16 protein-coding genes and 1 pseudogene are annotated in these 20028 nt (G+C 65.0%); 7 read left to right on the top strand and 10 right to left on the bottom strand.

What is annotated here, in order from left to right; genetic code table 11:
- Positions 1–3: 3 nt before the first annotated feature.
- The 3 genes from tauB (at position 4) to tauD (ending at position 2719) form a co-directional block, all read left to right on the top strand.
- Positions 4–798: a taurine ABC transporter ATP-binding subunit gene (gene tauB, locus LXM55_RS19435; RefSeq protein WP_060837031.1), complete on the top strand. Its 795-nt coding sequence runs from the start codon at positions 4–6 to the stop codon at positions 796–798.
- Positions 795–1634 (top strand): taurine ABC transporter permease TauC, encoded by an 840-nt coding sequence (gene tauC / locus LXM55_RS19440; RefSeq protein WP_233321871.1) that lies wholly within the window; start codon positions 795–797, stop codon positions 1632–1634. Before tauB ends, tauC begins: the two co-directional genes overlap by 4 nt.
- A 245-nt stretch (positions 1635–1879) precedes the next feature.
- The gene (tauD, locus tag LXM55_RS19445; RefSeq protein ID WP_233321872.1) at positions 1880–2719 is read left to right on the top strand and encodes a taurine dioxygenase; all 840 of its coding nucleotides are present in this window, start codon (positions 1880–1882) and stop codon (positions 2717–2719) included.
- Positions 2720–2779: 60 nt separating this feature from the next.
- Here tauD and lpdA read toward each other — a convergent pair whose 3' ends face one another.
- From lpdA to LXM55_RS19465, 4 genes are all read right to left on the bottom strand, one after another.
- Complete coding sequence (gene lpdA / locus LXM55_RS19450; RefSeq protein WP_233321873.1) at positions 2780–4234, bottom strand: dihydrolipoyl dehydrogenase; 1455 nt, start codon at positions 4232–4234, stop codon at positions 2780–2782.
- Positions 4231–5157: an alpha/beta hydrolase gene (locus LXM55_RS19455; protein ID WP_233321874.1), complete on the bottom strand. Its 927-nt coding sequence runs from the start codon at positions 5155–5157 to the stop codon at positions 4231–4233. The genes lpdA and LXM55_RS19455 overlap by 4 nt, the downstream gene beginning before the upstream one ends.
- 29 nt (positions 5158–5186) lie before the next feature.
- Positions 5187–5534, bottom strand: coding sequence for a hypothetical protein (locus LXM55_RS19460; RefSeq protein ID WP_233321875.1), 348 nt, complete (start codon positions 5532–5534; stop codon positions 5187–5189).
- A 103-nt stretch (positions 5535–5637) separates the two neighbouring features.
- Positions 5638–7146 (bottom strand): DHA2 family efflux MFS transporter permease subunit, encoded by a 1509-nt coding sequence (locus LXM55_RS19465; protein ID WP_233321876.1) that lies wholly within the window; start codon positions 7144–7146, stop codon positions 5638–5640.
- A 163-nt stretch (positions 7147–7309) separates the two neighbouring features.
- Between LXM55_RS19465 and LXM55_RS19470 the strand changes: the two genes are divergently transcribed.
- Positions 7310–8512 carry an HlyD family secretion protein gene (locus tag LXM55_RS19470; RefSeq protein ID WP_233321877.1) on the top strand — a complete coding sequence of 401 codons (1203 nt, stop codon included), beginning with the start codon at positions 7310–7312 and terminating at the stop codon, positions 8510–8512.
- Positions 8513–8574: 62 nt separating this feature from the next.
- Here the strand turns inward: LXM55_RS19470 and mgrA are convergent, their stop codons facing one another.
- The 3 genes from mgrA to LXM55_RS19485 form a co-directional block, all read right to left on the bottom strand.
- Positions 8575–9612 (bottom strand): L-glyceraldehyde 3-phosphate reductase, encoded by a 1038-nt coding sequence (gene mgrA, locus LXM55_RS19475; RefSeq protein ID WP_233321878.1) that lies wholly within the window; start codon positions 9610–9612, stop codon positions 8575–8577.
- A gap of 93 nt (positions 9613–9705) precedes the next feature.
- A complete protein-coding gene (locus LXM55_RS19480; protein ID WP_233321879.1) occupies positions 9706–11034 on the bottom strand; it encodes an LLM class flavin-dependent oxidoreductase in 1329 nt (442 codons plus the stop codon).
- Positions 11035–11136: 102 nt separating this feature from the next.
- The gene (locus LXM55_RS19485) at positions 11137–13395 is read right to left on the bottom strand and encodes a TonB-dependent receptor (RefSeq protein ID WP_233321880.1); all 2259 of its coding nucleotides are present in this window, start codon (positions 13393–13395) and stop codon (positions 11137–11139) included.
- A 205-nt stretch (positions 13396–13600) separates the two neighbouring features.
- On the opposite strand from LXM55_RS19485, the gene LXM55_RS19490 reads away from it, so the two are divergent.
- Positions 13601–14647: a LacI family DNA-binding transcriptional regulator gene (locus LXM55_RS19490; RefSeq protein ID WP_233321881.1), complete on the top strand. Its 1047-nt coding sequence runs from the start codon at positions 13601–13603 to the stop codon at positions 14645–14647.
- A gap of 2 nt (positions 14648–14649) precedes the next feature.
- Here LXM55_RS19490 and LXM55_RS19495 read toward each other — a convergent pair.
- A pseudogene (locus tag LXM55_RS19495) lies at positions 14650–14724 on the bottom strand (type II toxin-antitoxin system HicB family antitoxin); the annotation flags it as partial.
- 182 nt (positions 14725–14906) lie between these two features.
- On the opposite strand from LXM55_RS19495, the gene LXM55_RS19500 reads away from it, so the two are divergent.
- A complete protein-coding gene (locus LXM55_RS19500) occupies positions 14907–15164 on the top strand; it encodes a hypothetical protein (protein ID WP_233321882.1) in 258 nt (85 codons plus the stop codon).
- A 9-nt stretch (positions 15165–15173) separates the two neighbouring features.
- On the opposite strand, the gene betT is transcribed toward LXM55_RS19500, so the two are convergent.
- Positions 15174–17135, bottom strand: coding sequence for a choline transporter BetT (gene betT, locus LXM55_RS19505; RefSeq protein WP_233321994.1), 1962 nt, complete (start codon positions 17133–17135; stop codon positions 15174–15176).
- 499 nt (positions 17136–17634) lie between these two features.
- Positions 17635–18561, bottom strand: coding sequence for a serine O-acetyltransferase EpsC (epsC, locus tag LXM55_RS19510; RefSeq protein WP_115581371.1), 927 nt, complete (start codon positions 18559–18561; stop codon positions 17635–17637).
- A 189-nt stretch (positions 18562–18750) separates the two neighbouring features.
- Here epsC and LXM55_RS19515 point away from each other — a divergent pair, with 189 nt between their 5' ends.
- Positions 18751–19746, top strand: coding sequence for a D-cysteine desulfhydrase (locus LXM55_RS19515; protein ID WP_233321883.1), 996 nt, complete (start codon positions 18751–18753; stop codon positions 19744–19746).
- Positions 19747–20028: the final 282 nt, after the last annotated feature.

Consider the following 20028-nt stretch of genomic DNA (forward strand, 5'->3'; position numbering starts at 1 on the left):
GTCATGGCCTTGCTACAACTGGAGCGCATCAGCGCACAGTACCCCGGCGCCGCCGAACCGGTGCTGGCGGATATTTCCCTGACCCTGGGGCCACAGCAACTGCTGGTCGCCCTGGGCCCTTCCGGCAGCGGCAAGACCTCGCTGCTGAACCTGATTGCCGGCTTCGTCGACCCCAGCGCCGGGCGCATCAGCCTCGACGGCGTGCCGGTCAAGGGCCCCAGCGCCGAACGTGGCGTGGTGTTCCAGGACGACGCCCTGCTGCCCTGGCAGGACGTGCTGGGCAACGTCGCCTTCGGCCTGGAACTGGCCGGCGTGGCCCGCGCCGCGCGTGAAGCCCGGGCCCGGGAGATGCTCGCCCTGGTGGACCTGGCCGGCTTCGACAAACGCCGCATCTGGCAACTTTCCGGTGGACAGAAACAGCGCGTGGGCCTGGCCCGCGCCCTGGCCGCCGACCCGCGCGTGCTGCTGATGGACGAGCCCTTCGGCGCCCTGGATGCCTTCACCCGCGAACAGATGCAGGAGCTGTTGCTGCAAGTCTGGCGGCGCACCGCCAAGCCGGTGTTCCTGATTACCCACGACATCGAGGAAGCGGTATTCCTCGCTACCGACCTGATCCTCCTGGCGCCCAACCCAGGGCAGATCGTCGAGCGCCTGAACCTGGACTTCGGCCAGCGCTACGCTGCTGGCGAATCGGCCCGGGCGATCAAGTCCGACCCGCTGTTCATCGAAACCCGCGAACACGTGCTGGCCCGGGTGTTCTCCCAGCGCAGCGCCACCCAGCAGCAGGAGCGTCCATGAGCATCTACGAGATTCCCGCCACCGCGACCCGCGATGCCAACCCTAAAGCGCCACAAACCGTGCGCCGCAGCCTGAGCACCCGCTGGATCAGCGTGCTGACCCTGATCACCCTGCTGGCCCTGTGGTGGGCGGTGACCGCCAGCGGCCTGATAGAACCGCTGTTCCTGCCACCGCCTGCCGCCGTGCTGCAAAAAGGCTGGTTGCTGGCCACCAGCGGCTACATGGATTCCACCCTCTGGCAGCACCTGGCGGCGAGCCTGGAACGCATCGGCCTGGCCCTGGGCTGTGCCGTGCTGACGGCGATTCCGGTGGGCATCGCGATTGGCGCCAACCGCATCGCCCGTGGCGTGCTCGACCCGTTGATCGAGTTCTACCGGCCGATACCGCCCCTGGCCTACCTGCCGCTGATCGTCATCTGGTGCGGCATTGGCGAGCTGTCCAAGGTGCTGCTGATCTACCTGGCGATCTTCGCCCCGATCGCCATTGCCACCGCCACCGGTGTGCGCACCGTCGACCCGGCCAAGCTGCGCGCCGCGCAGTCTTTGGGCGCCACCCGGGCGCAGCTGATTCGCCACGTGATCCTGCCCAGCGCCCTGCCGGACATCCTCACCGGCGTGCGCATCGGCCTGGGCGTGGGCTGGTCGACCCTGGTGGCCGCGGAGCTGATTGCCGCCACCAGCGGCCTGGGGTTCATGGTGCAGTCCGCCGCGCAGTTCCTGGTCACCGATGTGGTGCTGCTGGGGATACTGGTGATTGCCCTGATCGCCTTCGCCATGGAGATGGGCCTGCGCGCCCTGCAACGCAAGCTGGTGCCCTGGCACGGCCAATCCCACTGACCTGCGGCGTCACTTGCTGTAGCCGCTGTCGAGCCCCAGCGAGGCTGCGACCGAGCGCGTAGCGCTCGCAGCGATCGACCAGGACGACCGCGTTGTACGGGTTTGCGTCTGCTGCGCAGCCGTTCGCAGCCTCGCCAAGGCTCGGCAGCGGCTACAAGAGCAGTGCATGCCCGCGATTTTCAGATTGCTGCAGATAAACCGAATCCGACCACGCCGAGCGTTCGGCGCCGTACAAGAGAACCCCCATGAGCCTGACCATTACCCCCTTAAGCTCCGCTCTCGGCGCCCAGATCAGCGGCGTCGATATCAGCCAACCGCTGAACGTCGAACAACGCGATGCCATCGAGCAGGCGCTGCTCAAACACCAGGTGCTGTTCTTCCGCGACCAGCCAATCACCCCACAGCAACAGGCGCGTTTCGCCGCCAGCTTCGGTGACCTGCACATCCACCCGATCTACCCCAATGTGCCGGAACAGCCGGAAATACTGATCCTCGACACCGCCGAAACCGACGTGCGCGACAACGCCATCTGGCACACCGACGTGACCTTCCTGCCGACCCCGGCCCTGGGCGCGGTGCTCAGCGCCAAGCTGTTGCCGGCGTTCGGCGGCGACACCCTGTGGGCCAGCGGCATCGCCGCCTACGAGGCACTGTCGGAGCCCATGAGGAACCTGCTGCAGGGCCTGACCGCAACCCACGACTTCATCAAGTCCTTCCCCCTGGAACGCTTCGGCAACACCCCCGAAGACCTGGCGCGCTGGGAGGAAACCCGACGCAAGAATCCCCCGCTGTCGCACCCGGTGATCCGCACCCACCCGGTGAGCGGGCGCCAGTCGCTGTTCGTCAACGACGGCTTCACCACCAAGATCAACGAACTGTCCGAAAGCGAAAGCGAGGCCATCCTCAAGCTGCTGTTCGCCCACGCCACCCGCCCGGAATTCACCCTCCGCTGGCGCTGGCAGGAAAACGACGTGGCCTTCTGGGACAACCGCGTGACCCAGCACTATGCGGTGGACGACTACCGCCCACAGCGCCGAGTGATGCAGCGCGCGACCATTCTTGGGGATGTGCCGTTCTTTCGCTGAGACGCGGGGAGATGCAACAGGACCCGGCCGCGCTGGATGAGCGAAGCCGGGCACAGCAGGCTATTTGACGCTGGCAGGGGCTTTTTTCTTGCGATTGCCGATATGAATCGCCTGGCCATTCACCGCCAGCGCCGCTTCATGCAGGGCTTCGGACAGGGTCGGATGGGAGAACACCATCATCCCCAGGTCTTCGGCGCTGGTGCCGAACTCCATGCCGATCGCGCCCTCCTGAACCAGCTCCGCGGCGCCCGGCCCGATCACATGCACGCCAAGCACCCGGTCGCTGGCGGCATCGGCAATCACCTTGACCAGCCCGGCAGTGTCGTTGGCCGCCATGGCCCGGCTGCTGGCGGAAAACGGGAAGGTGCCGATGTTCAGCTCGATGCCCTGGGCCTTGAGGGCTTGCTCGGTCTGGCCGACCCAGGCGATTTCCGGGTGGGTGTAGATCACTGACGGGATCAGCTCGTAATTGAGCGGATGCTGATGGCCAGCCAGGCTCTCGGCCACCATCACCCCCTCCTCCGAAGCCTTGTGCGCAAGCATCGGGCCGCGCACCACGTCGCCAATGGCAAACACACCGGGGACGCTGGTGCGGCACTGGCCATCGACGTGGATAAAACCGCGCTCGTCCAGTTGCACGCCGCTGTCGGCGGCCAGCAGATCGGTGGTCAGGGGCCGGCGGCCGACGGCAACGATCAGCCGGTCGAAGGTTTGCTGCCGCTCCTCGCCGGCCTCGCTGAGGCTGACCCGGACGCTGTCGCCCTGCACTTCGCAAGCGGTCACCCGGGCGCCGAGGCGGATATCCAGGCCCTGTTTGCCGAAAATCTTCCGTGCTTCCCTGGCGATCTGCACGTCCACTGCCGGCAGGAAGCTGTCGAGGGCTTCGAGCACCGTGACTTCCGCGCCCAGCCGGGCCCAGACCGAACCCAGTTCCAGGCCGATGACGCCAGCACCGATCACCCCCAGCCGCTTGGGCACGCGGGTGAATTCCAGGGCCCCGGTGGAGTCGACTATCACCTCGCCGGTCAGGGGCGCCGCGGGAATGTCGATCGGCCGCGAGCCCGGGGCGAGGATGATGTGGCTGGCGCTGATGCGTTGCGTGCTGCCGTCGGCGGCGGTGACCTCCACTTGCCGGTTGGCCAGCAACTTGCCGTGGCCTTCCAGCAGGGCCACGCCATTGGCCTTGAACAGCGCGGCGATACCGCCATTGAAGTTGCGCACCACGCTGTCCTTGCGTGCCAGCATGGCCGGAACGTCGATCTGCGGATGGCTGATGCCAATGCCGTGCACGGCCAAGCCGTTGCGCGCTTCGTCATAGTGGTGGGAGCTGTCCAGCAGCGCCTTGGAAGGAATGCAGCCGACGTTCAGGCAGGTGCCCCCCAGCGCGGTCTTGCCATCCTTGCCCTTGTAGCGCTCGATGCAGACTGTCTTCAGCCCACGTTGCGCCGCCCGGATGGCCGCGACATAGCCGCCAGGCCCCGCGCCGATAACGATCACATCGTATGGTTCACTCATAGGTTGAGGTCCTTTGTGCAGACGAACTCGACCACGGCCGCCAGGGCCGCGTCGTTCTTGAGGATGTTCAGATGACCGAGCCCGCGGGTCTGTAAAACCAGAGGCCGAGGCAAACGTTCGGCGAAGGCATGCAGGTCATCTACTGGAATCTCCTGATCCTGCTGGTCGTGCACCAGCAGCACCGGGATGTGCACCTGGCCGCCATAGCCGCTGACCGCCAGGCTGCGCAGGCCCTTCTGATAGCGCTGCTCCAGCAGCCGTTGCATGCGCTGCCTGACGTTGCCGTTGATCCACAGCAACGCGGCAAAGCGCCGGACCACGTTTTCGATATCGGCCGGCGCAGCCACCAGCACCGCCCGCTCGAACCCCTCGCCGGCCCGGGTGCTGAGGGCATAGCCGACGGCAGCGCCGCCCAGGGAGTGGCCGATCACCGTATCGAAGGGCCCCAGTTGCTGCTGCACCAGGCCGAGCATGCTGACGAAGGTCGGCAGCGAGGCCTGTCGACCACCACTGTCGCCATGGCCGATGCAGTCGAAGGACAGCACTTCACAACCTTGCTCCAGCAGCCGCGGGATCAGGTACTGCCACTGGGTACTGGCGCCACTCCAGCCGTGCACCAGCAGCACCCGGCGGCGGACCTGCGGCGGGGTCCAGCCAAAGCAGCGCAGGTGCCCTTGCGCGGTTTCCAGGTCCTGCACCGTGGCGCCGGGCAAGGTTGACGGGAATCGCCGGCGCAGCCGCTGCGGCGTGGTGAACATCTTCAGCGCCCGCACCGCGGCACGCTGGGGAACCAGCCGCGACTCAAGCCAGAAGCGGCACCGCAGCACCGCCAAAACCCCGTTGTAGAGGCCCTTGAACAGCGCCTTTCTGAAGCGCTTGCGCCGGCGCCTCAAGGGTGCCGACGGTTGTGCGTGAGTCTTCATCTGCCATGCTCTCCGGGCGCTACCGCACCTCAACCCTGCTGCACTGGAAACAGCCGCTTCCACCCTGTGCCACCTGGCCTGGTACTGCCCGGCGGCGTGCGCGGGCGATTGCGCCAGCGCTCGATCAGCGCGCGTCCATGAGCCCGCCCGGCGCGCAATGCCGCCTCGTTGCAGGCGTAATCATTGCCATAGGGCGGGCAGGCAAAATGCAGCGAAAAACTTGGATGCTGGCCATGCCCGGCCAACCTTCCGACGTAGCTGAACGATGCCTGCGCCGTGCATGAATGAAGATGTGGCGGACCCGGCTCCTTGATGATCATCAAGTAGATATCGTGGTCGTACCAAGTCTCCCGAAACCAATGACCGGGATAATCCATGTTTCACCTCCTTGTGTTTTTTGCCGAGCCGATCAGCGCCTGAACGCAACCGGCGCAACGCCAATTTCGGCGCTTGGGCCCTGTAACGACCCAGCAGAAGCACTCACTTTTGCTTCGCCCCCGGCTCTGTCAGCGCCGGGGGCACCTTGCACAACGGCACCAGCAACAGCGCCGCCACGAACATCAGCGCCATCAACTGGAATACCTCGCCAAACGCCAGGGTCAGGGCCTCGCGCCCCACCAGCCGACCGAAAATCCCCTGGGCCATGAGCAACGCGTGGCTGGGGTCCGGGGTGTCGGCGGCCATCTTCAGCGCCAACTGGCCCATGAACTCCTGCGCGGCGAGAGCCTGGCTCCCCAGCGACTCGGACAAGCGCAGGAACTGGGCCCGGGTATCGTCCTGCAGCCAGGTGTTGACCGTGGCAATGCCAATGGCCCCGCCCAGGTTGCGCATCAGGTTGAACAGCCCGGAAGCCTGGCGCAGTTCAGTTCCCTGGAACGAACCCAGGGCCATGTTCACGCTCGGCACGATGCACAGCATCAGGAACAGGCCGCGCGCCACTTGCGGCACCAGCCACTCATCGAAGCCCCAGTTGGAAGTGACCCGGGAGGTCAACCACAGGCTCAACGCCAGGCCCAGGAACCCCACTGAAATGATCAGGCGCCGATCGACTTTCTCCGAGGCGCGAGCAGCAATGATCGTACTGACCAACTGCCCGATGCCGACGACAAACACCGTGGTGCCGATTTCCAGGCTATCGAAGCCACGCACTCGTCCGAGGAACACCGGCACCAGGTACGTCGAGGAATACAGACCAAAGCCGATCACCAGGTTCAGCAGGCAGGCAATGGCAAACGTGCGGTCGCGGAACGGCCCCAGCGACACGAGCGGATTGTTCGAATACAACGAGCGCTCGATGAACAAGCCAAAGGACACCAGGGAAACCCAGGCTGCGATGACGATCCCGCTGTCGCTGAACCAGTCCTTGCGCGGCCCCTCCTCCAGCACGTATTCGAAGCACCCCAGGGCCAGCGCCATGGCGACAAAATGCAGCCAGTCGATGCGCCGCAGCAGGGCCAGGTCGGGGCGGTCGACGTCGATCAGCAACGCCGCGCCCATGCAGATCAGCAGCCCCGGCAGCACGTTGATAAAGAAGATCCAGCGCCAGTCCAGGTAGAAGGTCACCAGGCCGCCCACGGTGGGGCCCAAGGTCGGTGCCAACACCGCAGTCATGCCGAGGATCGCCGGGACCATCGCCCGCTGCTTGCCTTCGAACAACACGAAACCCACGGCGAATACCGTGGGCACCATCGCCCCGCCGGCAAAGCCTTGCAAAGCCCGCAGCACGATCATCGACTCGATGTTCCAGGCCAGGCCGCAGCCCACGCTGAACAAGGTGAAGAACGCCGCACTGGCGGCGAACAGCCAGCGGGTGGAAAGCGCCTGGGCGAGAAACGCCGAGAAGGGAATCATGATCAGTTCGGCGATCAGGTAAGCCGTCTGTACCCAGCTCACTTCATCAGGGCCGGCACTGAGCCCGGCCTGCACATCGTTGAGCGAAGCCGCGACGATCTGGATGTCGATCAGCGCCATGAACATGCCAAAGGCCATGATCGTGAAGACCAGAAATTTCCGTTTTGTCGAATGCTGCCCAGGCTCGAGGCCCGCATCGGAAAGGTCAGTTGCGCTCGTCGTCACGGTAGGTGCTTCCCTGTGGTATTGCGACCGACATATGAATATTATGATCGTAATACAAACCGCATGGAGCTTCAACATGGAGCAGAGCACCCAGACTCAGAACGCCATCCTGCAAGCCGCCCAGGAGGCCGAGACGCCGCCCAAACGCTCCAGGCGCCCACTGATCGCCGGCGCAGTCGCCCTGACGCTGGTGGCGGTCGGAGCGGGCTGGGTGTTGCTGGCACCGTCGACGGAAGCCACGGACGATGCCTACATCGCCGCCAACGCCACCTCCGTCGCGCCACGGGTCCACGGACTGGTGACACAGGTGCTGGTCAAGGATCACCAGCCGGTCAGCGCCGGCCAGCCGCTGGTGCGCATCGACAGCGAAGCGTTCGACAGCCGGGTGACCCTGGCCGAAGGCGATCTGGCGGACAGCCAGGCACAGGTCGCCCTGGCCGAAGCCGCGCTGACCATCCAGGACGCCGAACAGCGCCTGGCCAGCGCCCGCGTGCTGGCCGCGCGAACGGCCATCCGCACCAACCAGGCCGAATCCAGGCGCGCCGGCGCGGAACGCAATCGCTTCGATACCCTGGTCAGCACCGGCGCCGTGGCACGCAACGAAGTGGAGAAATACAGCACCCGGGCCATCTCGGCGGAACAGGGGCTGGCCTATGCCCAGGCCATGCTGCAAGTGGCCGAAAACAACCTGGCGGTCACGGCTGCGCAACGCCAACGCCTGCAAGCCCAGTTGCAGATGGCCAGGGCCAAGGGGGTGACTGCCCAGGCGCGCCTGGCGCTGGCGCAACAGGACCTGCGCCACACCACCGTCTATGCACCGATGGACGGCACCGTCGGCAATCGGCAGGTCCAGGTTGGCGACTACGTGCAGCCGGGCTCGCGCCTGCTGACTCTGGTGCCGCTGCACGAGCTCTATGTGCTGGCCCATTTCAAGGAAACCCAGACCCAGCACATGCACCCGGGGCAATCGACGCGGATCAACATCGATGCGCTACCGGGCGTCAGCATCACCGGCACCGTGGAAAGCCTGGCACCCGGCTCGGGCTCGACCTTCGCCCTGCTGCCCTTCGAACCGGGCACCGGCAACTTCACCAAGATCGTCCAGCGGGTGCCGGTGCGCATTCGCTTCGACGCCCATCAGCCCGGGCTCGAACGCTTGCGGCCGGGCCTGTCGGTAACCGCCAGGGTTGCCCTGGATGATGCGCACGAGCGCGCCGTTGCCAGCCGCCCAGCCACGCTGCAAATCGACACCACGCTCGCGGGCACGACCCCGCCATGAAAAACAGCCCCCGGCAGATCACTCTGCCGGGGGCTGCTGCGTGAACACGCCACCCAACGCGGCTATTGCGCGGTCGAGGGTTTCTCCCACAGGTTGATGCGCCCTTCTTTGGCGAAATGATCGATTTGCGCCAGCTCCTCGACGCTGAAACTCAGGTTCTGCAGCGCCCCGACGTTCTCGACAATCTGCTGCGGCCGGCTGGCGCCAATCAGCGCCGAGGTCACCCGCGGGTCGCGCAGGGTCCAGGCCAGGGCCAGTTGCGCCAGGCTCTGGCCACGGTTCCTGGCGATCTCGTTGAGTGCACGGACATGGGCGATATTCGCCTCCGACAAGTGCGACGCCTGCAACGAACCGCCACCCGGGCGATTGATCCGCGCATCTTCGGGAATGCCATTGAGGTACTTGTCGGTGAGCAGGCCCTGAGCCAGAGGGGTAAAGGCGATGACCCCGGCGCCCAGCTCCTCGGTGGTGTCCAGCAGGTCTTTCTCGACCCAGCGATTGAGCATGTTGTAGGCCGGCTGGTGAATCAGCAGCGGCACTTTCCACTCCTTGAGCAACGCGGCCATTTCCCGGGTCTTGCTCCCCGAGTAGGAAGAAATGCCGATATACAGCGCCTTGCCCTGCTGCACCGCGGTGGCCAGGGCGCTGGCGGTTTCCTCCAGCGGCGTATCGGGGTCGAAGCGGTGGGAATAGAAGATATCCACATAGTCCAGGCCCAGGCGCTGCAGGCTCTGGTCAAGGCTGGCGAGCACGTACTTGCGTGAGCCGCCGCCCTGTCCGTAAGGCCCGGGCCACATGTCCCAACCGGCCTTGCTGGAGATGATCAACTCATCGCGATAGGCCTTGAAATCCTCGCGCAGCAGACGGCCGAAGTTGATCTCGGCACTGCCGTAGGGCGGGCCATAGTTGTTGGCCAGGTCGAAGTGGTTGATCCCCAGGTCAAAGGCCGTGCGCAGCAAGGCGCGCTGGGTGTCGATCGGCGTGCTGTCGCCAAAGTTGTGCCAAAGCCCCAGGGACAGGGCCGGCAGCACCAGGCCACTGCGGCCGACGCGGCGATAGGGAATGGCGTCGTAACGATTTTCGGCAGCGATGTAAGTCATCGAATCCTCTCTAGGTCAGGTCTTTGCAAAACAACGAACGTCGATCAATGCGCCCCCAGGCGCCGGCGTGCCGGCTCCTGCAGCAGGCGGTGGTTACACAAACTGATTCTTCGGCCGTGCCAGCCCCAGGTTCTCGCGCAGCGTGCGGCCCTCGTATTCCGTTCTGAACAGCCCGCGCCGCTGCAGTTCCGGAATCACCCCCACCGCAAAATCCCGCAGGCCGCCCGGCAGATGCGGCACCAGCACATTGAAGCCGTCGGCCGCGCCCTCCTCGAACCAGGCCTGCAGTTCGTCGGCAATCTGCGCGGGCGTACCGATCAGGCTGTAGTGCCCACGCCCGCCGGCAATCTTGCGCCCCAGCTGAGCCAGGGTCAGGTTGTCCTTGCCGGCCAGTTCGGTGAGCAACTGCTGGCGGCTCTGCTGGCCACTCTCGGTCAGGGGCAACGGCGGCAACGGCCCATCCAGCGGATAACCGGACAAATCGAAATTGCCCAGCATCCGCCCGAGCAGGGCCACCCCCACTTCAGGTTCCACCAGCGCCTGCAACGATTCGAATTTCTCCCGGGCCTGGCTTTCGCTGTCGCCCACCACCACGAACACCCCGGGCATGATTTTCAGCGATTCCGTACTACGATCGTACTGCTTGAGACGCCCTTTCAGGTCCGCATAAAAAGCCTGTGCAGCGGCCAGGGAAGGCTGCGCGGTGAACACCACTTCAGCGGTCTGCGCCGCCAACTGACGACCGCTCTCGGAAGAGCCGGCCTGCACGATCACCGGGTAACCCTGCGGTGGGCGCGGCACATTCAAAGGCCCTTTGACCTGGAAGAATTCGCCGCTATGGCCCAGTAAATGCTGCTTGTTCGGGTCGAAATACTCACCAGTGGCCTTGTTCCGGACAAAGGCGTCGTCCTCCCAGCTGTCCCAGAGCCCGGTGACCACCTGATGGAACTCCCGGGCCCTGCGATACCGTTCGGCATGCCCGAAATGTTCATCCCGCCCGAAATTCTGCGCTTCGGTGGCATTGTCCGACGTCACCAGGTTCCACCCCGCCCGGCCCCCTGAAAGATGGTCCAGCGAAGCGAATTTACGTGCTACGTGGTACGGTACGTTATAGCTCGTAGTGCTAGTGGCAATAAGCCCTATCCGCTCGGTCACGGCCGCCAGGGCCGACAGCAACGTCAAGGGTTCGAAGTAATCGGAACGGGCCATGCGGCTGGCGATGGTGCCGGTAGGCGCTGCCAGGCTGTCGGCAACGAACAGTGCATCGAAGCGCGCGGCCTCGGCGATCTGCGCCAGTTCTTTATAGACCGCAAAGTCCAGTCCTGCCTGGGCCAGCACCTGCGGATGACGCCAGGCGGCAACGTGGTGACCGGTGGCCATGAGAAAGGCGCCGAGCTTGAGCTGGCGAGTGGAACGAGACATGAGCAACTCCTGTTTCACACTGCAAAAAAACACCCTCCGCAACAGCTGGCTTGCCAGCGCAAGCGCCCGCAAGGCCCGTGGCAAGCCGGCACCTGCAAAGGGTCAGAAGTCCTTGCGCAACTGCACGCCGAAGTAACGTTCGTCGTCCCGGGGCACGGCGCGGTAGATGTAGTTGCCGCCACTGGCCAGCAACGGCGAATAGGACTTGTCAGCCAGGTTCTTGCCGAGCAATGCCACGCGCCAGCCGTCGTTGTAGTCGGCCAGGGCGATGCTGGCGTTCCAGATGCCGTAGGCGCCCTGCCGGGTGTCGGGGTTTTGGCTGATGTCGTACTGCACTTCGCTTTGCCAGCTGTAGTCGGTGCCCAACTCAAGATCCAGGCCGTTATCCAGGGGAATGCTGTAGTCGGCCCGCACGTAGCTTTTCCAATCCGGGCTGAAGGGCAACGGCTTGCCGTTGACGTTGCAGGAAGCCGCCGCGCCCGCCGGGCAGGCGAACGCGTCGATGCGCGCCCGGGTGTAGGCCAGGGCCCCGGAGAGCTTCAATTGCTGGGTGGCCTGCAGGGCGTAGTCCAGCTCGACGCCCTCACTGCTGACGCGGCCGGCGTTGATCAGGCGGGTCACCACCTGCCCGGCCACGGTGTCGAAGAAGTTGGCCTGGTAGTTGTCGTACTCGCTGCGGAACACCGCGAGGTTGGTGGTCAGGCGGTTGTTCCAGCCGCTGGCCTTGATCCCCGCTTCCCAGGTGTTGGAAGTCTCTGGCTTGAGCGCATCGGTGTCCCGCGGCTGCATGTTGAAGAACACGTTGTAGGCCGGGCCCTTGTAGCCTCGGGAATAGGTCAGGTAGCTGGTGACGGTGGGGCTGAGGTCGTACTGCAGGCCCAGGCGACCGGACCAGCCATCCTCGTCCACCGAGCCCGAGCTCCGGGTGCCGGGCTGGATCCCGCTGACCGTGGTCGCTGACGTCGACACCCGACGGTGGTCGTATTTCAGGTCGTCATGAGTCCAGCGCAAACCGGCGATACCGCGAAAGTCCTCGGTGAAATTCAGGGTGCTTTCGCCGAAGACCGCGTAGCTGTCGTTGGTGGTGCTGTAGTCGGCAATCCCGCGGTTGACGCTGGTGGTCGTGGTCAGGGTGCGCTGGTAGGTTTCCTCGTCCTTGCCGTGCAGGTAGAACAAGCCGCCGACGTACTCCAGGAACTGCCCCTTGGGCGAGGCCAGGCGCAGCTCCTGCGAGTACTGGTTGTAGTCCAGGTCACCCTTGTCGGCGGTCCCGGGAAACGCCGCGGTGACCGTACCAAGACGGTCGCCATCCTGGTACTGGGTGTTGTTCCAGCCGCGCCAGGCGGTGATGGACGTCAAGGTGTAGTCGCCGAGGTTCCAGTCCAGTTGGCCGGACAGGCCCTTGTTGATGTCGTCCACATGGGTGCGGGTATCGGTGTTGATATCGCGGTTGTCGCTGCTGGCCCGCGCCGGGCCCAGGGCATTGGCGAAGGCCGGGGTCAGGGCCTTGCTGACCACGCCATTGGGCGCGTCGTCATGGGACTGCATGTAGTCCGCCGCCAGGGTGAACTTGAGGTCGGCGCTAGGGGTGAATTCCAGCTTGCCGCGCACGCCCTTGCGGTTGTAGCCGTTGACCTCCTGGCCGTTGTGGCGGTTGTCCACATTGCCGTCGTAACTGCCGAACAAGGTGGTGACCGAACCCTTGAGGACATCGGGAACCAGGCTGCCGCCAATGCCGAAGCGGGTACGGCTTTCATTGCCGCTGTAATAGGACTGGTCGATGTAGCCGTGGGTCTCGGCGGAAGGCGCCTTGGTCACGATATTCAGCACCCCGGCCGAAGCGTTCTTGCCGAACAGGGTACCCTGGGGACCGCGCAGCACCTCGATGCGCTCCAGGTCCAGCAGGTCCAGGGTGGCCTGGCCGGGACGCCCGTAGACCACACCGTCGATCACCGTCGCGACCGTCGGCTCCACCCCCGGCGAAGTGGAAATGGTGCCCACGCCGCGGATGAACAGCGAGGTGTCCTTGTTCGAGGCCCCGGTGCGGAAATTCAGCGATGGCACCTGCTGCACGATGCTCGCCACGCCGTTGCGGTTGTCCCGCTCCAGCTGCTCGCCATCCACCACCGAAACCGCCACCGGGACTTTCTGCAGCGATTCTTCGCGGCGGGTGGCGGTGACCGTCACCGACTTCAGGGTCGGCTCCTGATCCTGCGCCGTGGCCGCGCTTTCGCCGGCCAGGGCCGCTGGCAACGGCAATGCCGCCAGGCCCGCCAACAGCCAGCCCAGATGCGAGCGCGAGGCCGTGGTGCCACGGATCGAATGCGCGAGTCGGTGTTGCTCCCCATGAAATATCTGCATGCTGCACCTGCTGGAAAATGCCCCGAACCACTGCCGATCTGCGCCGGCAGCGCCTGAAATCTGTCTTGGGCATTCGCTCGAGCGAGTAGCAGACATGACGCTTTGTTAGCGCTAACATCGCCAGTATCGACACGCTCTACATAGAGCGTCCAATACTGAAAAATTACTTTTATATGCCTTTTGGTTCAGTCCAAGGAGCGCGCTCATGACCACTGACCCAGCACCTGGCCGCAAGCGCCGCGGCGCCGGCCGCGTGACCTTGAACACCGTGGCGCGCCAGGCCGGGGTCTCGGCGATCACCGTGTCGCGCTACTTCAACCAGCCCGAGAGCGTCTCCGCCGAACGTCGAGAACGCATCGCCGCCGTGGTGGCCGAACTCGGCTACGTGCCCAATCTGGTGGCCGGTGGCTTGGCCTCGGCCCGGGGCAGAATCGTCGCCATGGTCATTCCGAACATTTCCGGGCCGATCTTCGCCCAGACCATCCAGGGCTTCAGCGACACCCTCAGCCGCCACGGCTATCAGCTGCTGCTGGCCTCCAGCTACTTCGACGAGAAACAGGAAGAGAGCGCGGTACGGGCCTTTCTCGGCTGGTCACCGGCAGCCCTGGTGCTGACCAGCCACTTCCACAGCCCGGGCACGGAAAAGATGCTCGCCGAAGCCGAGATCCCGCTGATCGAAACCTGGGATTACCAGCCACAGCGCCAGCCCATGCAGATCGGCTTCTGCCACTTTCAAGTGGGGGTCAGCGCGGTTCGCCACCTGCACGCCAAGGGCTACCGGCGCATTGCCTTCGTGCAGAACAGCGCGCCTGGCGACTACAGCGCCCTGGAGCGCCGCGATGGCTATCTCGCCACGCTGAAAGAGCTGGAGTTGCCACCTCGGGTGTTTGCCCCGGATCCCGACCGCCTCCCGTTCGAAGCGGGCAAGCAGGCCATGGAGGCCCTGATGAGCGCCTCACCGCGCCCCGACGCCATCATCTTCGCCAACGACAACCTGGCCGCCGGCGGCCTGCTGGCGGGGCAACGCGCCGGGCTGAAGATTCCAGAGGACTGCGCGGTGCTGGGCTTTGGCGACTACCCCTTTGCCCAGATGCTGCTGCCCAGCCTGAGCACCATCCAGCCACCGGCGCTGGAGATCGGCGTACTGGCCGCGACCCGGGTCCTGGAAAGCCTCGGGGTGCTGCCGACCCGCGCGCCGGTGCAGCGCCTGAACCTGCTGCAATGCCGAGTGATCGAACGCGAAAGCACCTAGCCTCAGGCCGACAGTTCGCGCAGCGCCGCGGCGGCCAGGAACCCGGAACGCGAGCTGTAGCGATGGTCACGCTTGATTAATCAATACGCTGATAGCCCAATGCCTGCTCATGAGCACGGGAGACGGCTGGCCGACCAAGAACCCCGTCTCCTTGCATCAGATGGTCTGGTTTGCCGCCTATGCTGCATGGACAGGTCGACAAACACCCCGTGCCGGCCAGCGCGATGCCGTCCGACCGCTCCTGCAGGAGACGCTTTCCATGCACACCACCATCATCATCACCTTCGGCCTGATTCTGCTGGCGCTGCTGCTGTTCATCGGCGAGCGGCTGGGCTTTTCCCGATCGATATTGGGCTTTGGATTTAGCGGGTTGTGGCTGGCGTTGACGGTGATCAACGGCGCGGCGGGGATGGTCACCGCCCATCAGCCCCTGAGATCGGAACTGATGGTCGGCAGCCTGGTGTTTGCCGTACCGGTGCTGGCCCTGGTGCTCTACCTGCTGTTCACCAGGGCCTGAGCGCCTGGCTCAGCGCACCAGGTGCAGGAACTGCATGTGGCGTTCGTACTGGTCGAGGATGTCGTTGATGATCTGCTCCTTGCTGTAGCCCATCAGGTCGTAATCCTGACTGCCCTCGGCCAGATGCACCTCGGCCCGGTAGTAGCGGCGGTTGCGCAGCTCTTTGGGGCCCATGCCGCCACGGGCGAAGGACGGGGTGAAGTAGCCGCGCATCTGCACCTGGTAGATGAACGGGTGCTGGTCGCCATGGCCGATTTCCAGGCTCACGCTGTCGTTGGCCGGGTCCGGCTGGGTCACCACGTTCAGGCCTTTCTCGACGAACACCGCGGTCACCTCTTCGATGGCCGGGCGCACCGTCTGGTCGAGGAAGCGATACACCTCATCGCGTGACGGGAAGTGCACCGCCTGGCTCAGTCGCTGGCGCCAGCCGCCCTTACCGCGCCGCGAAGGCGCGACCGGCGCCAGGGAATGCAGTTGGGCAATGCGCCGCTGCGACTCCAGGTAGAACGCCTTGTGCAGCCCCCACATCATCATCAGCAGGATCAGCGAGAACGGCAGCGAGGTCAGCACCACCGCCGACTTCAGCGAATCGATGCTGCCGGCGAACAACAGCGCGCTGGTGACCAGCGCGGTCATCGCACCCCAGAACACCCGCAGCCATTTCGGCCCGTCCTCGTCGGCGTTGCCGCCCCTGGCCGACAGGGTCGAGAGCACCACGGTGCCGGAGTCCGCCGAGGTGACGAAGAACACGAAGCTGATGAACACCGTGACCGCGATCACGGTCTTGCTCCAGGGGTAGGTTTCCAGCAGCAGGTAGAGGGTCATCGACGGGTTGTCGATGGCCGACAGGCCCAGGGCGCTCATGCCGTGGTTGAGCACCTGGTCGATGGCGCTGTTGCCGAAGATCGACATCCACGCCAGGGTGAAGCCCAGGGGAATCAGCAGCACGCCGAAGACGAACTCGCGAATGGTCCGGCCCCGCGAGATCCGCGCGATGAACAGCCCCACGAACGGCGACCAGGCAATCCACCAGGCCCAGTAGAACACCGTCCAGCCGCCCAGCCAGTCACTGGGTTTGTTATAGGCGTAGACGTCGAAACTCTTGACCGGCAAGGCACCCAGGTAATCCCCCAGGTTCTGGATCAGGGTGTTGAGCAGGTGCTGGGTGGGGCCGGCGAACAGCACGAACAGCAGCAGCGCCACCGCCAGCAACATGTTGATGTCGGACATCACCCGCACGCCCTTGTCGACTCCCGACACCGCGACAATGATCGCCGCGCCCATCATCAGGGTGATCAGGCCGACCTGAATCCACTGGGTGTGAGCGATGCCGAACAGGTAGTCGAGGCCGGAGTTCAAGTGCAGCACGCCAAAGCCCATGTCGGCGCCCAGGCCGAACACCGTGGCGATGATGCCGAAGCCGTCCACCGCGTAGCCGATGGGGCCGTTGATGCGCTTGCCGATCAGCGGGTACAGCGCCGAACGCAGGGCCAGCGGCAGGTTATGCCGGTAGGCGAAGTAGGCCAGGGCCATGCCGACGAAGGCGAACACCCCCCAGCCGTGCAAGCCCCAGTGCAGGAACAGCAACTGCATGCCCTGGCGCGCCGCCTCGGCGGTGCCGGCCTCGCCCTGGGGCGGTTGCAGCATGTGGGTCAGGGGTTCGGAAACGCAGAAGAAGAACAGGGTGATGCTGATCCCGGCGGCGAACAGCATGCCGGCCCAGGACAGGTAACTGAACTCGGGTTCGTCGTGGTCGGCACCGAGCTTGATCTTGCCGTAGCCGGACAAGGCGGTGACCACCACGAAGACCAGGTACAGGGTCATCGCCAGCATGTAGTACCAGCCGACCGTATTGGCCGCCCAGTTTTGCGCCGCCAGGAGCCAGGCGCCGGCCTGTTCCGGCATGGAAATCACCACCACGCCGAAGATCAGGATAAAGCTCGCGGCGAAGTAGAACACCGGAGGGTTCATGCGAATAAGGCTATTCGCGGAGCTGGATGGCGCACTCATGAACGGTGCACCTCGAAGGGATGAAACACGGCTGAAATGTACGGACTCAGCAAAGGCAAGCCTCCTGTTGTGAGCGGGCAGCGAACCACCGGTTTAACTTGAACTAGCGTTCAAGTTAAACATGGATAGGCGTTCAAGGACTAATCGCAGGGCTCAGCGGTACTGTTCAGTACGCTAGCTCAGGGAAGGGTATGACGGATGGCGAACGGAATCGTTCAGCCGAAAAAACCGCCGCAGGCTGTGTGTGGCGGTTGATCGTCAAGCCAGGTCCTGCGGACCTTTTCGCAGACTCGCGGGCTCGGCAGCGGCTACAAGAAGCCGGTGCGGCGGGAGGCATGGACGCCTCTGTAGCCGCTGCCGCAGGCTGCGAACGAGCCGCAGGCTCGCCGGCGATCGCACCACCGCCGAGGCCCCTGCGGTGCCTAGCGCAGCCTGCGGCAGCGGCTACAGGAGGCCTGTCCTACTTCTGCGAGCCGTCGTCGTGCTGCAGGTTGGCCTGGGTCAGGTTGCAGCCGGCCGGCACGCTGCGGGTCAGCCAGACGTTGCCACCAATGGTCGAGCCCTTGCCGATGGTGATGCGCCCGAGAATGGTCGCGCCGGCGTAGATCACCACGTCGTCCTCGACAATCGGGTGGCGCGGGTGGCCCTTCTGCAACTGGCCGTCTTCGTCCGCCGGGAAGCGCTTGGCGCCCAGGGTCACCGCCTGGTAGATGCGCACCCGCTCACCGATGATCGCGGTCTCGCCGATCACCACGCCCGTGCCGTGGTCGATGAAGAAGCTGCGGCCGATCTGCGCCCCCGGGTGAATGTCGATGCCGGTGGCCGAGTGAGCGATTTCCGAGCTGATCCGCGCCAGCAACGGCAGGCCGGCACGGTACAAATGGTGCGCCAGGCGGTGATGAATCACCGCCAGGATGCCCGGGTAGCACAGCAGCACTTCATCGACGCTGCGGGCCGCCGGGTCACCGTGGTAGGCGGCCAGCACGTCGGTGTCCAGCAACACCCGCAGGCCCGGCAGGGCCAGGGCGAAATCCTGGATCAGGCGAATCGCCCGGGCGTTGACCTCGGCGTCCGCCTCGCCGTTCTGCCGGGCCACGTAACGCAGCTCCAGGCGCGCCTGGGCCAGCAACGCATTGAGCGCCGCGTCCAGGGTGTGGCCGACGTAAAAGTCTTCACTCTCTTCGCGCAGGTCCACCGGCCCCAGGCGCATGGGGAACAGGGCGCCGCACAGGGCCTCGAGGATCTCCGCCATGGCCGCTCGCGACGGCAGCTCACGCCCGCCCTGCTCGCCGCTGACCCGACCGTTGCGGCTACGCCACTGATCACGGGCATCACGCAGTTGGCCAACGATGGTCTGCAACTGCCAATGGCTGGAACGCTCGCTCACGATAAGACTCCTCACTCGGGCGGCCGGACAATCGGGCCGCGCAAACGGCGATCACTTTACGCCCCGTCAGGGCGAGGTTTAAGAACTAATTGTTCGGCACCAAGCACTTTTTCGCATAAGCGATTGGCGGTTGCCCGGCCAAATATCGCTGCCTATAGTCCTTGCACCTTCCCTGCTCCGTGCGGACTCATGATCAAACAACAGCTTGCCCGCTTTAACCGTCTCGACCTGCTCGGTCACACCACCGCCCTGGAAAAACTCGAACGCTTGTCGGCCTGGGTCGGTCGCGATATCTACGTCAAGCGCGACGACACCACGCCCCTGGCCATGGGCGGCAACAAGCTGCGCAAGCTCGAATACCTGGCCGCCGATGCCCTGGCCCAAGGCGCCGACACCCTGATCACCGCCGGGGCGATCCAGTCCAACCACGTGCGCCAGACCGCGGCCCTGGCCGCCAAGCTCGGCCTGGGTTGCGTGGCCCTGCTGGAAAACCCCATCGGCACCGAAGACCCCAGCTACCTGGGCAACGGCAACCGCCTGCTGCTGGACCTGTTCGACGCCAAGGTCGAGTTGGTGGAAAACCTCGACCAGGCCGACGCACAGTTGCAGGCCCTGGCCGCGCGCCTGCGCAGCAACGGCAAGAAACCCTACCTGGTGCCCATCGGCGGCTCCAACGCCCTGGGCGCGCTGGGTTACGTGCGCGCCGGCCTGGAGCTGGCGCAGCAGATCGAAGACAGCGGCCTGGAATTCGCCGCGGTGGTCCTGGCCTCCGGCAGCGCCGGCACCCACAGCGGCCTGGCCCTGGCCTTGAGCGAAGTGCTACCACAGTTGCCGGTGATCGGCGTGACCGTCTCGCGCAGCGACGAGGATCAGCGGCCCAAGGTCCAGGGCCTGGCCGAGCGCACCGCCGAACTGCTGGGGGTGAATCTGCCGGCGGCGTTCAACGTGCAACTGTGGGACGAATACTTCGCCCCCCGTTACGGCGAACCCAATGCCGGCACCCTGGCCGCCGTCAAGTTGCTGGCCAGCCAGGAAGGCCTGTTGCTGGACCCGGTCTACACCGGCAAGGCCATGGCCGGCCTGCTGGATGGCGTTGGCCGCCAGCGCTTCAACGATGGCCCGATCATTTTCCTGCACACCGGCGGCGCCCCGGCTCTGTTCGCCTACCCCGGCGCCTTCGCCTGACCCGCAGGAGCCGGCTTGCCGGCGAAGAGGCCCACAGGCCTTGCACCGGCCTCGGGGACGCCTTTGCTGGCAAGCCAGCGCCTACGAGGGGGATGGCCCACGGACAACCAAACAAAAAGGAATAACAAAGTGAATTTATATTATTTTTAAACCTATAAGCGGCGCCTTATAGTCGCGCCGCAGGCTGATTTGCCAAAAGACGCATACGCTGCATTAAGGCAGGATAAGGCGTCACTCTCGGCTCACCGATTGACCTGCAACTCCCACCCGCATCGTGCATAA

Source organism: Pseudomonas sp. Au-Pse12 (assembly GCF_021341665.1).
Taxonomy (GTDB): domain Bacteria; phylum Pseudomonadota; class Gammaproteobacteria; order Pseudomonadales; family Pseudomonadaceae; genus Aquipseudomonas.